The sequence below is a fragment of the Streptomyces sp. CB02400 genome, assembly GCF_001905725.1.
GTDB lineage: Bacteria > Actinomycetota > Actinomycetes > Streptomycetales > Streptomycetaceae > Streptomyces > Streptomyces atrovirens.
Window position 1 is genome coordinate 412257 of record NZ_LIWB01000001.1, and the last position, 12228, is coordinate 424484.

The following is a 12228-nucleotide window of genomic DNA, read 5'->3' on the forward strand; positions in this document are numbered from 1 at the left end:
CTCGTGGAGACAGCGAATCCGCCCGGCACTCGGGCCGGACCACGAGGAGCAGACCATGCCGTACGTCACCACCGGCGACGGGACCGAGATCTTCTACAAGGACTGGGGCTCGGGCCGGCCCGTCATGTTCCACCACGGCTGGCCGCTGAGCTCGGACGACTGGGACGCCCAACTGCTGTTCCTCGTCCAGCGGGGCTACCGCGTCATCGCCCACGACCGCCGGGGGCACGGGCGCTCCGCCCAGGTCGGCCACGGGCACGACATGGACCACTACGCGGCGGACGCCGCCGCAGTGGTGGCACACCTCGGCCTGCGCGACGTCGTCCACGTCGGCCACTCCACCGGTGGTGGAGAGGTCGCCCGGTACGTCGCCCGGCACGGCGCCGGACGGGTCGCCAAGGCCGTCCTCATCGGAGCGGTCCCGCCGCTCATGGTCCAGACCGAATCGAATCCGGGAGGGCTGCCGGTCGAGGTCTTCGACGGCTTCCGCGAGGCCGTGGCCACCAACCGCTCCCAGTTCTACCTCGACATCGCCTCCGGGCCGTTCTACGGGTTCAACCGCCCGGGCGCGGACGCGTCCCAGGGTGTCATCCGGAACTGGTGGCGCCAGGGGATGGCCGGTGGCGCGCAGGCGCACTACGAGGGGATCAAGGCGTTCTCGGAGACCGACTTCACCGACGACCTCCGGGCGATCGACGTGCCCACGCTCTTCATGCACGGCGACGACGATCAGATCGTTCCGATCGCCGCCTCCGCCGAGGTGGCCGTCACGTTGGTCAAGGACGCGAGCCTGAAGGTCTATCCGGGGCTGTCGCACGGCATGTGCACCGTGAACGCCGCGACCGTCAACGCCGACCTCCTCGATTTCATCGAGAGCTGACACCGGCCCGGTACCGGCGGACAGTTCACCGGCGCGGTACGGAAACCAGCCGCACCACCACGGACCGGCCCCACGGGTGCTCCCGGGAACCGCTGCCCGGGAGCACCCGCACCGAAGACGCGTACAGGAGAGCAGGACATGACGACCACATTGATCACCGGTGCCAACAGGGGGATCGGTTACGAGACGGCGCGCCGACTCGTCGAGGCGGGCCAGAGGGTCTGGATCGGAGCCCGGGACGCCGAGAACGGCCGCAAGGCCGCCGACCGGCTCGGCGCCGACTTCGTCCAGTTGGACGTGACCGACGACGCGTCGGTCGACGCGGCGGCCCGGACGCTGCGCGCGCGGGTCGGCCACCTGGACGTCCTCATCAACAACGCCGGAATTCTCGGTGAAGTGACCGCACCCGAGAACATGACGGCAGGTCAGCTCCGCCACATCTACGAGACCAACGTCTTCGGGCTGGTACGCGTCACGCGCGCGTTCCTGCCTCTGCTGCGAGCGGCGACCGTTCCCTCCGTCATCAACGTCACCAGCGGACTCGGGTCGTTCACGCTGGTCCAGGACCCGGAGCGGGTCGAGTCGCAGTATCCGCTCGCCGCCTACGGCTCGTCGAAGAGCGCGGTCGCCATGCTGACCGTGCAGTACGCCAAGGCGATCCCCGACGTCCGCTTCAACGCGGTGGACCCCGGCCAGACCGCGACCGAGTTCACCGGCCTCGTCGGGCACAGCGTCGAGGAGGGCGCCGAGGCGGCGGTGCGCATCGCCACCCTCGGGCCGGACACGCCCACCGGCACGGTGACCGACCGTGCCGGTGTGCTCCCTTGGTGACACGCGCCGCCGACCGGCCCCAGGCCGCCGAAGCCGCCATCACCCAGGCCACCACCACACTCCGCTCGCCCCCCGCCCCAGTTCCGGGGCCCACAGAACCCGCCCCACTTCCGGGGCCCACAGAAAGGGGAAGACCCATGTCCGACACCGACCTGCGCGACTTCTACCAGCGTTACGTCGACGCGCTCAACGCGCGCGAGTTCGACCGCATGGACGAGTTCGTCCACGAATCCATCGTCATGCACAGTGAGCCGAGCTCCCGCGAGGCTCTCGTCGCACAGTTGAACAGCATCGTCGACGCGGTCCCCGACTTCCACTGGGAGGTCCAGGAGCTCGCCATCAACGGCGACAACATCGCCGTCCGCGCCATCAACACCGGCACCCCCACGAAGGAGTGGCTCGGCGCGGCTCCCACCGGCAAGTCGATCGAGATCGTCGAGTACGCCATCTACCGGGTCCGCGACGGGAAGTTCCTGTACATGTCGGCCGTCCACGACGCCGAGGCCCTGCAGAAGCAGCTCGCGGGCTGACCCGGTCGGACTCGGCCGGCGCGGAGCCCGACGCGAGCGTGGTGCCCCGGCCGGAAGGCCGGGGCACCACGCTCTGTTCAACGCCCGGCACGCCATCCACGCCACCGGGAGCGGGTGCCGCGACGCGGTCCACACCCGAACCGGACTCAGTCGGTCCTGAACTTGTCGGCGAGCCGGAACTCGAACTCCTCGGGCAGGTCGTAGTGGAAGACTTCGGGGGCGTCGCGCTCGACGTGGGCCTTCCAGTAGAGGTCGGCGATCACGTCCGGCTCCGAGTTCGGCCGGCCACTCCCGATGTGCGCGCCCAGGGCGACGTGCGCGACGTGCACTCCGCGGTCGGCGAGTGACTCGTTCAGTGCGAGGAGCCAGTTGCGCATGGCGGCGTTCGCGACGTTCGCGTTGGCGACCTGCGGGACGACCATCGGGCCCGATCCGGCACCGCTCGTACCGATGACGGTGCCGGCACCACGGTCGATCATGCCGGGAAGCACCTGGCGGACAGCGGCGACCGCGCCGAAGAAGTTGGTCTCGAGCTCGGGCAGAACCGCCTCGACGGTGAGATCGACCGCGGAGACGAGCGGCCGGTCCGCCAGGTCCGACAGCGTCGGGGCGGGTGAGTACTCCAGGACGTCGATGGACCCGAAGTGCTCTTCCGCGGCCGCCAGCGCCTTCTCGAGACCCGGGCGGTCAGTGACATCGGCCGGGAAAGCGGCAGCCGACACCCCTGCGCTCCGGAACCTGTCGACCATGGCCGCGAGTTGAGCTTCACGTCGCGCCACGAGCGCCACGTCGAAGCCGCCCTTCTCGGCGAACTTCGCACCGATGGCGAACCCGAGTTGCGGCCCCGCCCCCACGATCGCGATGGTCGACACAGCTCGTCCTCCAACAGCAGATCCGCATGTTCTGGTGCCGGCCGGGACCGGGTCCGGCTCAGCGACCAGCCGATGCCCGACCTCGCCGTCGAGCTCCTGCCGACCATAGTGCCACGGCTCTCTTCCTTCCCCGGAGGACAACCACCACCGGCTCGTGGCGCACCGGACCGACAGACCGGAGCAGCGCTGACGGCGACGAGCACGCGGCTCGAACTCCCAGGCTCACAGGGCTCGCCGCCGACGGCCCGACTGGACCTCCCCGACATCCGACCGCACGCCTCCGCGCTCCTCGCGCACGGCGTGTCCACCGGTGAGAACCAGTGGATCAGGGAAACCGGGCGCGAGTACATCCGGTACGGCGCGGGATCCTCGGCGACCTTCGCGTTCACACGGGTCGGCAGGGGTGTGGCAAGGCACTGCGGTCGGGGGCGCCGAAACCCACGGCGCGCAGGAAGTGGTCTTCGTCATATCCGGTACCGCAGCCCTCCCATGAACGGCCGCCTCACGGAGACGGGCTTGACGATCACCCCTCGATAACCGGCCAGTGACATCGCGAGTTCAGGCTCAATAGCGCCTCGCGGTCGATCCGCCGACCGCCCGCCTCACCGCCGACCAATGACAAGAATCGCGCCACGGCAGGTGTCCATCAGTCGGCCCCGGTGCTCGGCCCGGCATCGTTCGGCCGAGGTCAGAAAAGGTTGAATCTGCCCACGCCGGACAAGTCCGCGCCGATTTCGCGCCACATTATCGGAAGGGGTGAGGAGGTCGAGTCGGTGTGCCGGTGGTCCTTCATGCGGGAAACCGCCCCGCTCGTCCTCGCCGAAAGGGAACTGGAGCGTTGAAAGTTACAATGATGTTTGAGAGGATCCCCTGCAGTCCGTAAACCCACGGGGCCGGCAGGTGAGACCCGGAGACCAACGGGTCAGTAACTTACCAGCCAGTTCGCACTTTGCCCAGTCACTGAGAACCGATAAACGCCGCCCGGCCTCTTCCGTATCTTTCGGGAGGTGATCTGGCCATGCGGTGAGGGTCTGCCGCGGCATGAAGACAAGTGCCGCAGTGGATATCCGCTGAGGTGATCACTGTCTGTCGCAACAGAAAGAAGCTGAATGCTGAAGAGAACGCGCTCCTGCGCAGAAGCAGCTCCTGCGGAGACGTCCGCCACAGGAGGATCGGTCGTGACCGCATTCGGCTCCGGTACGCGGGGGAGATAGAGCACCCGCGTACCGGGGCCGCACGATCACTTCTTCTGCGTCATGGAGGCGTTCCACCTTGGGATCACAACGCGAGACCCGGACGACCTGGCACGACCTGGAGTTACGGGTCCGGGCCGAGGACCCCGAGGTCCTCGGCTACGTCAGCAGCCAGCACCAGCTCGCCCGTGAGGAGCCGGATCGGGCTGCCACGCGGATCGGCATCGAAGCCGTCAGCTCCCCGTCGCGACTCGCGGAGCTGACCGCGAGACCGGCGACCGAGCGTCGTGAGTCCTACGCCGGCTGGTGGTACGGCTGCCACCGGAACGAGGACGGAGCGTTCGTCCTCGTCTCGCAGGAGGGGCACGAGTTCTCGCACGCCCTGATCACCACCGACTTCCTCGCCTGGGAGATCGTCGCCGCGCACGAGCACGAGCTGGGACTCGTCGTCACCCGCACCATGCGGGAACTGGTGCGCGAGCACTTCGTCGACCGCGGCGCGCTCATGCTGCACGGCGCGGCGGCCGTCCTGCCCGACGGCACCGGGGTGGTCCTCGCCGGTCCCTCCGGCGCCGGCAAGACCTCGGCCTCCGTCCAGCTCGCCCGCGCGGGCGGCCACTGCGTCGCCACCGACCGGTGCCTGCTGCTGGCCGACGGCCCGGAATGGGCCGTGGTCGGTCTGCCGCTGTCCACCCGCCTCACCCGGGAAGCGGCGGCCGGTCTCGGTATCCGGCCCGGCGAGAAGGACAGACTGATCAGACACGGTGAGGCGGCCGTCCGCAGGCCGGACCCCAAAGGCAAGATCTCGCTCAGCAACGGGGAGATGCGGCGTCTGGCCGGTGTCGAGTTCCTGGCCTCCACGCGGATCGACACGCTGGTGCTGCTCGAGAACACCGGCGCCCCGCGGCCCCTGTCCGGCCCGGTCGCCGAGGGGGAGGTCGTGGCCGCCCTGGCAGAACACATCCTCGTACCCGACACGGCGTACCGCGGCCGGTGGCTGTCCGCGGACGCGACCCCCGAACCGGCCGGTGACATCAAGGGCCGGCTCGGCGAACTGGCCGCCGCCGTGCCCGCCCGGCACGGCGCGTGGACACCGGCCACCTACAAGAGCGACGTTCTGACGGCCTGGCTCGCCCCGCGCGCCGGTGCCGGGAAGACAGGAGACCCCTCGTGACAACCACCCCACAGATCCGTTACAGCGCCCGGGCTCTGCTGCTGGACGAGGACGACAGACTCCTGTTGTTCTCCAGCGTGGACGACGCCGACGGCGAGACCTTCTGGTACCCGGTGGGCGGTGGCATCAAGGAAGGGGAGTCCCCCGAGGAAGCCCTGCGCCGGGAGGTCGAGGAGGAGACCGGACGGACGGAGTTCGAGATAGGCCCCCAGATCTGGTACCGGAAGGCCGTCGCCTCCTGGGGCGGCAACACCTACGACTGCCGCGAGCGGTTCTACCTCTGCCGCGTCTCCCACTTCTCCGTCGACACCAGCGGCTTCAGCCAGGGGGAGATCGACACGGTCTCCGGTCACCGGTGGTGGACGCTGGACGAGCTGGACGCCGCCACGGACCGGCTGGTGCCCGCCGATCTGGCACCCCGGCTGCGCGCCGTGCTCACCGACGGCGCCCCCGCCGAGCCCGATGTCGTCGGCAGCTGAGCACGGAACCGGAGGGACCAGCACGTGAAGGGACTGCGAGGACGGCCCGCCCTGGTGACCGGCGGCGCCCAGGGTATCGGCAGGGCGGTCGTCGAGCGCCTCGTCGAGGAGGGCGCCCGCGTCATGATCATGGACACGAACGAAGAGTTCGGGAAGTCCGTGGTCGCGGAACTGGCACGGCGCCCAGGCGGTGAGCGCGTCGGCTTCGCGCACGGCGACATCTCCGACGAGAGCGACGTGGTGGCCGCGGTGGAGGCGACACGGACCGCGTTCGGCGGTGTCGAACTCCTCGTGAACTGCGCCGCCGCGTTCATCACGCGCGGGATCGAGGCCACCGTGGAGGAGTGGCGGCGCGTCACGGACGTCAACATCATGGGCCACGCCCTGATGGTCAAACACAGTGCGCCCCTGATGGAGGCCGCCGGCGGCGGCAGCGTCGTCAACGTCTCCTCGATCTCCGCGCACATCGCGCAACCCCGGTCCGTCACCTACAGCGCCACCAAGGCCGCCATCATCGGCATGACCCGTTGCATGGCCACCGACCTGGCCGAGGCGGGAATCCGGGTGAACGCGGTGAGCCCGGGAACGGTCTGGAGCGACAACCTCGCGCGCCGCTACAAGGAGAAGTACGGAGTGTCGCGAGAGGAGGCGGACGCCCGTCCGGACATCGGCGGCCGGCACATGCTGCACCGCACCGCCGACCCGGAGGAGATCGCCTCCGCCGTCGCCTTCCTGCTCTCCTCGGAGGCCGGTTTCATCACCGGTGAGAACCTCATGGTCGATGCCGGGCTCACCGTGACGTGATGTCGTCGTGCCGTGCGAGGGCCTTCCGGCACGACGGCACATCGTGATGCGGGGCTGCTCCGTCCGGAAAGGAGCTGTCGCCCCGTTCTCTTGTCCGGCGCCGCTCACCCGACGCCGATGATCTCGTGAACCCGCACCCGCCGTAGATCTCTCCTGTTTTTTTACCCGAGGTTTGCGGGCGGCCTGTGGTGCCCATTTTCTGCTCCCTTTCCCTGCGCTTTTCGGGGGCATGCGTGAGACGCTCGAATTCGGCGCGATGCACGATGAGGTGCGTTTGAGGATATCGGCGTCACATGTGGCGGAGAGATGCCCTCACGGGGTTTGTTGGATTCGCCTGGTGGATAAATGGAGTCCACTGATATACGTTTGCCGCAACCGGGCGAACATTGCTGGACCAGATCCACTGTTCGCACCGATCCGCGGCCGAGTGAGATGCCTCGACGCCGCGTGAGATGCCTCAGTACGCCGAGTAATCCCTGTCGATCGTCAGGTATACGTCCGGAGGAATACATTGAGTAACAACGTGATCAGGGTCGCGCTGGCCGGCGTCGGTTCCTGCGCCTCCAGTTTCGTGCAGTCCGTGGTCCTGGACCGGGAGCGGCCCGGCCCCTCCAACGGCGTGATGCACGAGTACATCGGCGGTCACCGTCTCGGCGACGTGGAGTTCGTCGCGGCCTTCGACGTCGACGCCCTGAAGGTGGGCCAGGACCTCTCGGAGGCCGTGTACGCGGGACGCACCGCCGCCGTCCGCCACGTGGACGTGCCGCACCTGGGCGTCACCGTCCAGGCCGGCCCGCTGCTCGACGGCCTCGACGGCGCGCTCGGCGACGCCGTCGACGCCCATCTCGCCACCGCCGTCGCGACCCCGGAGTCGCTGGCCGCCGCCCTGGCCGCCGCACGACCCGACGTCGTGGTCTGCCTGCTGCCCACCGGCTCGACCGAGGCCGTCCAGACGTACGCCAGGGCCGCCGCCGAGGCGGGCGCGGGCTTCGTCAACGCCACCCCCGAGCCCGTCGCCAACGACCCCGCGCTGGTAGCCCTGTTCACCGAGCGTGGCGTCCCCCTCCTCGGTGACGACCTGCGCAGCCACCTCGGTGCCACCACCCTGCACACCGCCCTGATCGAGCTCTTCCAGAGCCGCGGTGTCGAGGTCAAGGACAACTACCAGCTCAACGTCGGCGGCAACACCGACTTCCTGAACCTCTCCGACCCGGCCAGGTCCCACTCGAAGCAGGTCTCCAAGCGCAAGGCCCTCGCCAACGCCGGCATCGACTCCCGCGAGGTCGCCGCGGGCCCCAACGGCTTCGTCAAGCACCTCGGCGACCGCAAGGTGTGCTTCCTGCGCATCGAGGGCGAAAGCATCATCGGCGCCCCCGTGCACATGGAGTTACGCCTGGAGGTCGAGGACAGCCCCAATGCCGCCGCAGTGCTGGCCAACGCCGTCCGCGCCGCGCACAGCGCCTCCCGCCAGGGCATGGTCGGCATCATCGACCCCGTCTGCGCCTTCCTGTTCAAGAGCCCGAGGACGGGGGCCAAGGAGTCCGAGGCACTGCACGACTTCCAGGGTTTCGTGCGCAAGGCCGGCGAGCACCACGCGCTGCAGGCGGTCGACGGGAATGCCTGACCCCGCCTCCTGGCTGCCCGATCGCGACCCCGCCGTAGCCCGCGTCCTCGACCGGAGCTACGGCCTCGGTACCCACCGGGCGTGGTCACTGAACCGGGAGAGCGTCAACACCGTTTGGCGCGTGACCACTTCGCAGGGGGAGTACGCGCTCAAGCGGCTCGGGCGGGACGTCGCCCCGCAGTGGCTGGCCTTCGAGCACGCCGCCCTTCCCCGGCTGACCGCCGCCGGCATCCCGGTCGCGGCTCCCCTGCCGACAGCGGAGGGAGACAGCTCGGCCGTCCACGAGGGCTCCGTCTGGCAACTGCGGCCCTGGCGGGAGGGCCGGCCCTTCGACGTGGGCCGGCCGGGCGACATCGAACAGGCCGGTGCCTTCCTGGCGGCACTGCACCGCGTCCCGGTCGACGGGCTGCCCGCGGACGGCCAGAGCTCCACCCGCAACCTGGAGTTCTGGCTCACCACCGAGCGGCCCCCGCACGCGGCGCTGGACGAGGTCGACGAGATAGCCGCCCCGTACGTGAGCGCCGCCGTGCGCGCCCACGCCCGGCGCGCCTACGCGGCGGTGCTGCGCCGGGCCCGCACCGAACTCGCCGGGTACGGAGACCTCCCCGAGGTCCTCACCCACGGCGAGGTCGCGGGCTCCAACCTGCTGTACTCCGACAGCGGGGAGCTGGCCTGCGTCCTCGACTGGGACGCGCTGCAGCTGCGCTCCCGCGTCTACGACGTGGCACGGGCGCTGCTGTTCCTGCCCCGCGAGGCCCGCGGCAGCTTCCAGGTCCTGCCGGACCGGGCCCGGGCGGTCCTCGCCGCCGCGACGGCGCGCGAGCCGCTCACACCGGACGAACTCGGCTCCCTCATCCCGGTGCTGGAGCTGAACTTCGTCCCGTCGCCCGCCTACCTCCGGCAGGTCGCGCGGCGCGCCCCGGGCATCCTGGAGTGGTACCTCGGCTGGCGGGCCGAGGGCGCCGGCGTGGTCCGCGGCATCCTCTCCGACGTCATCGCCACAGCTCCGCAGGGAACTCCGCGATGACGCGGTACGTGTGCCGCACCTCGGGGCACGCGGTGGCGTTGGACGTGAGCCGCGACTCGGCCGCGTACGTCCGGGAGCTGCTCGGCCCCTACGTCCGGGTCGCCACCGAGCCCGGCGGTCCCGACGACGCCCGCTGGCGGATCGGGACCGCGGACCGGGAGCGGCCGGCGGGGGAGGAGGTGGTCATCACCAGCGCCACCGAACCCCCCACCCGGCTCTGGTACGACGGAACGGCCCGCGAGGTGCTGTTCGACCCGGCGATGCCACGCTCCTTCCTGCGGCACAACCTGGTCCGGTTCACCCGCATCCTGCTGCGGCTGATGCACACGGAGGAACCGGAGGTCTTCCTGCACGCCGGGCTGGTCGCCCGGGACGACAGGCACGGCGCGCTCGTGCTGGGCGCGAAACGAGCGGGGAAGACCTCCACCGTCCTGTCCGCCCTGCGTCACGGGCTCCGCTTCGTCGGCAACGACGACGTCTCCGTCCGTACGGACGGCGGCGGCTGGACCGGACGGGGCTGGCCCCGTCGGGTCTCCGTGCGCGGCGACACCTTCGCCGTCGTCGGACTGCCCGGCGACACCGACCGCCTGCTCCACCCGGCGGAACTGCGCGACCTCGTGGGCGGCCCTCCGCTGCTGGCCGAGGCGCCGGTCAGGGTCCTGGTCTTCCCCCGGTTCCACCCCGAACCCGGTGTCGTGCCCCTCGGCCCGGAGGAGACCCTGGCCCGGCTCACGGCCAACGAACTGCCCACCGCGGTCAAGCACGCCGACTTCCTGCTGCCGTTCTTCGGCCCCGTCCCGCCGGCGGTCCGGCAGGACCTCCTCGCCCGCCTGGCGGCACAGGTGCCCGGCGTCGAACTCCGGCAGGACTTCTCCGCCCTGCACGACGGAACCGCCGCGCTGACCCGGCTCCTGGACGGAGACATCCCCGTACCACCCCTCGCAAGGGAAGAAAGGCGAAGGACGTGAGCACGACCGGTAGCCGGGTGTGGGTGGTCGGCCCCTCGGGCGCGGGCAAGAGCACCGTCGCCCGCGCCCTCGCCGAGGCTCGGGGTCTGCCCCACTACGAGCTGGACGCCATGTTCTGGGCGTCGGGCTGGCAGAGGCGTCCCGAGGACGAGTTCCTCGCCGACGTCGCCGCCCTGGACCGTACCGACGGCTGGATCGCCGACGGGCAGTACGACGCGGCCCACCCGGTCCTCGAGGAACTCGCCGACACCGTCGTCTGGGTCGACCCGCCCCGCGGCGCCACCACGGCCCGGCTGCTGCGTCGCACCGTACGACGGCTGCGCACGCGGGAGGAACTGTGGAACGGCAACCGCGAACGCCCCGGCAGCGCCTTGCAGCTCGTGCTCTGGGCTCACCGGGAGTTCCCCGTGGTCCGGCGCACCAACACCGACCTGTTCGCCCGCATGCAGGCCCGCTCCGTGCCCTGCCTGCGGTTGCGGACCCCGCACGACATCCGAGAACTACTCAGTAAGGAACGGGCATGACGCGACTCGCGCTCCTCGGCGGAGAGCCCCTGCTGACCCCGGCCGAGCGACCCAAGTGGCCGAACATCACCGAGGAGGACATCGGAGCGGTCACCGCGATGCTGCGACGCGGTGAGATCACCTACAACGGCAGCGAAGGCGAGGTCCAGGCCCTGGAGAACGGCTACCGGGAGCGCCTCGGCGCCGCCCACGCCCTCGCCGTCAACTCGGGCACATCCGCCCTGCACTCGGCCTTCTTCGGCCTGGATCTGCGTCCCGGCGACGAGGTCATCGCCCCGGCCTACACCTTCCTCGCCACCGCCATGCCGGTCTTCACCTGCAACGGTGTCCCCGTCCTCGCCGACGTGGATCCCGACACCGGGATCCTCGACCCCGACGGGCTCGCCGCCCACCTCACGCCGCGCACGAAGGCCGTCGTGGTCACCCACCTCATGGGCTTCCCCGCCGACATGGAGCGCATCACCGCCTTCGCCCGCGAACACGGCCTCGCGGTCGTCGAGGACTGTTCCCAGGCGCACGGCGCGGAGTGTTCGGGCCGGCCGGTCGGCCGCCACGGTGATGTCGCCGCCTTCAGCCTCCAGGCCAAGAAGCAGGTCACGGCGGGCGAGGGCGGCGTCCTTGTCACCGACGACCGCAGGATCTACGAGCGCGCGGTGATGCTCGGTCACTGCATCGACCGCGGCGAGGAGGACGTCACCAGCGACGAGTACGGCGCCTACGGCCGGACCGGCTTCGGCCTCAACTACCGCATCCACCCGGTCGGCGCGGCCCTCGCCCGGGGCGCCCTCGCCCGGCTCGACACCGTGCTGACCGGACGCGAGCGGAACTACGGCCGGCTCGGCGCCCTCCTGGACGACATCCCCGGCATCACCCCGCCGGTGCGACAGCAGCACGTCGACCGCGTCGCCCACTACGTCAGCTACCAGCCCCTCTACGTCGCCGAGGAGCTCGGCGGCCTGCCCGTCGACGTCTTCACGGCCGCCGTCAGGGCCGAGGGCGTCCCGCTGACCCGGCCCACCTCGCCTCCGCTGCACCGCGAGGCCGCCTTCCGGAGCCCGTCCTGGCACTCCGGCACGTACCACCCCGGGGACAACACCTACCGCGTGTACCGGGGCGACGAGTTTCCGGGCGCCGACGCCTACATCGCCCGCGTGCTGCGGCTGCCCACGTACTCCGACGAGCGCCCCGACCTGATGGACGCCTGGGCCGAAGGCATCCGCAAGGTCGTCACCCACGCCGAGGAACTGCGCGACCGGCACGCCGCCGGTGCCCTCGCCGCGTAGCGGCTCCCCCTCTCGGAGCCCGCGTCGGCCCGGTACGCC

12 protein-coding genes are annotated in these 12228 nt (G+C 70.6%); 11 read left to right on the plus strand and 1 reads right to left on the minus strand.

Features of this window, described 5'->3' with window-relative positions:
- Positions 1 to 55: 55 nt before the first annotated feature.
- From AMK33_RS01685 to AMK33_RS01695, 3 genes are all read left to right on the plus strand, one after another.
- Positions 56 to 880 carry an alpha/beta fold hydrolase gene (locus AMK33_RS01685; protein WP_073930853.1) on the plus strand — a complete coding sequence of 275 codons (825 nt, stop codon included), beginning with the start codon at positions 56 to 58 and terminating at the stop codon, positions 878 to 880.
- A 138-nt stretch (positions 881 to 1018) separates the two neighbouring features.
- The gene (locus tag AMK33_RS01690) at positions 1019 to 1711 is read left to right on the plus strand and encodes an SDR family NAD(P)-dependent oxidoreductase (RefSeq protein WP_073930854.1); all 693 of its coding nucleotides are present in this window, start codon (positions 1019 to 1021) and stop codon (positions 1709 to 1711) included.
- A gap of 137 nt (positions 1712 to 1848) precedes the next feature.
- Positions 1849 to 2241, plus strand: coding sequence for an ester cyclase (locus tag AMK33_RS01695; protein WP_073930855.1), 393 nt, complete (start codon positions 1849 to 1851; stop codon positions 2239 to 2241).
- A 146-nt stretch (positions 2242 to 2387) separates the two neighbouring features.
- On the opposite strand, the gene AMK33_RS01700 is transcribed toward AMK33_RS01695, so the two are convergent.
- Positions 2388 to 3113: an SDR family NAD(P)-dependent oxidoreductase gene (locus AMK33_RS01700; RefSeq protein ID WP_073930856.1), complete on the minus strand. Its 726-nt coding sequence runs from the start codon at positions 3111 to 3113 to the stop codon at positions 2388 to 2390.
- A 1272-nt stretch (positions 3114 to 4385) separates the two neighbouring features.
- Here AMK33_RS01700 and AMK33_RS42090 point away from each other — a divergent pair.
- The 8 genes from AMK33_RS42090 to AMK33_RS01740 all read left to right on the plus strand — a co-directional run bounded on the left by AMK33_RS42090 (position 4386) and on the right by AMK33_RS01740 (position 12189).
- Positions 4386 to 5480: a hypothetical protein gene (locus AMK33_RS42090; RefSeq protein ID WP_073930857.1), complete on the plus strand. Its 1095-nt coding sequence runs from the start codon at positions 4386 to 4388 to the stop codon at positions 5478 to 5480.
- Positions 5477 to 5959, plus strand: coding sequence for an NUDIX hydrolase (locus tag AMK33_RS01710; protein ID WP_073930858.1), 483 nt, complete (start codon positions 5477 to 5479; stop codon positions 5957 to 5959). Before AMK33_RS42090 ends, AMK33_RS01710 begins: the two co-directional genes overlap by 4 nt.
- A 24-nt stretch (positions 5960 to 5983) precedes the next feature.
- Positions 5984 to 6763 carry an SDR family NAD(P)-dependent oxidoreductase gene (locus AMK33_RS01715; protein WP_073930859.1) on the plus strand — a complete coding sequence of 260 codons (780 nt, stop codon included), beginning with the start codon at positions 5984 to 5986 and terminating at the stop codon, positions 6761 to 6763.
- Positions 6764 to 7274: 511 nt separating this feature from the next.
- On the plus strand, positions 7275 to 8387 hold the full coding sequence (locus AMK33_RS44650) for an inositol-3-phosphate synthase (RefSeq protein WP_073930860.1): 1113 nt from the start codon (positions 7275 to 7277) through the stop codon (positions 8385 to 8387).
- A complete protein-coding gene (locus AMK33_RS01725; protein ID WP_073930861.1) occupies positions 8380 to 9414 on the plus strand; it encodes a phosphotransferase enzyme family protein in 1035 nt (344 codons plus the stop codon). The genes AMK33_RS44650 and AMK33_RS01725 overlap by 8 nt, the downstream gene beginning before the upstream one ends.
- Positions 9411 to 10382, plus strand: coding sequence for a hypothetical protein (locus tag AMK33_RS01730; protein ID WP_073930862.1), 972 nt, complete (start codon positions 9411 to 9413; stop codon positions 10380 to 10382). Before AMK33_RS01725 ends, AMK33_RS01730 begins: the two co-directional genes overlap by 4 nt.
- Positions 10379 to 10906, plus strand: coding sequence for a (d)CMP kinase (locus AMK33_RS01735; RefSeq protein ID WP_201262941.1), 528 nt, complete (start codon positions 10379 to 10381; stop codon positions 10904 to 10906). Before AMK33_RS01730 ends, AMK33_RS01735 begins: the two co-directional genes overlap by 4 nt.
- Entirely contained in the window at positions 10903 to 12189 is a 1287-nt protein-coding gene (locus AMK33_RS01740; protein ID WP_073930863.1) for a DegT/DnrJ/EryC1/StrS family aminotransferase, read from the plus strand. The genes AMK33_RS01735 and AMK33_RS01740 overlap by 4 nt, the downstream gene beginning before the upstream one ends.
- Positions 12190 to 12228 lie beyond the last annotated feature (39 nt).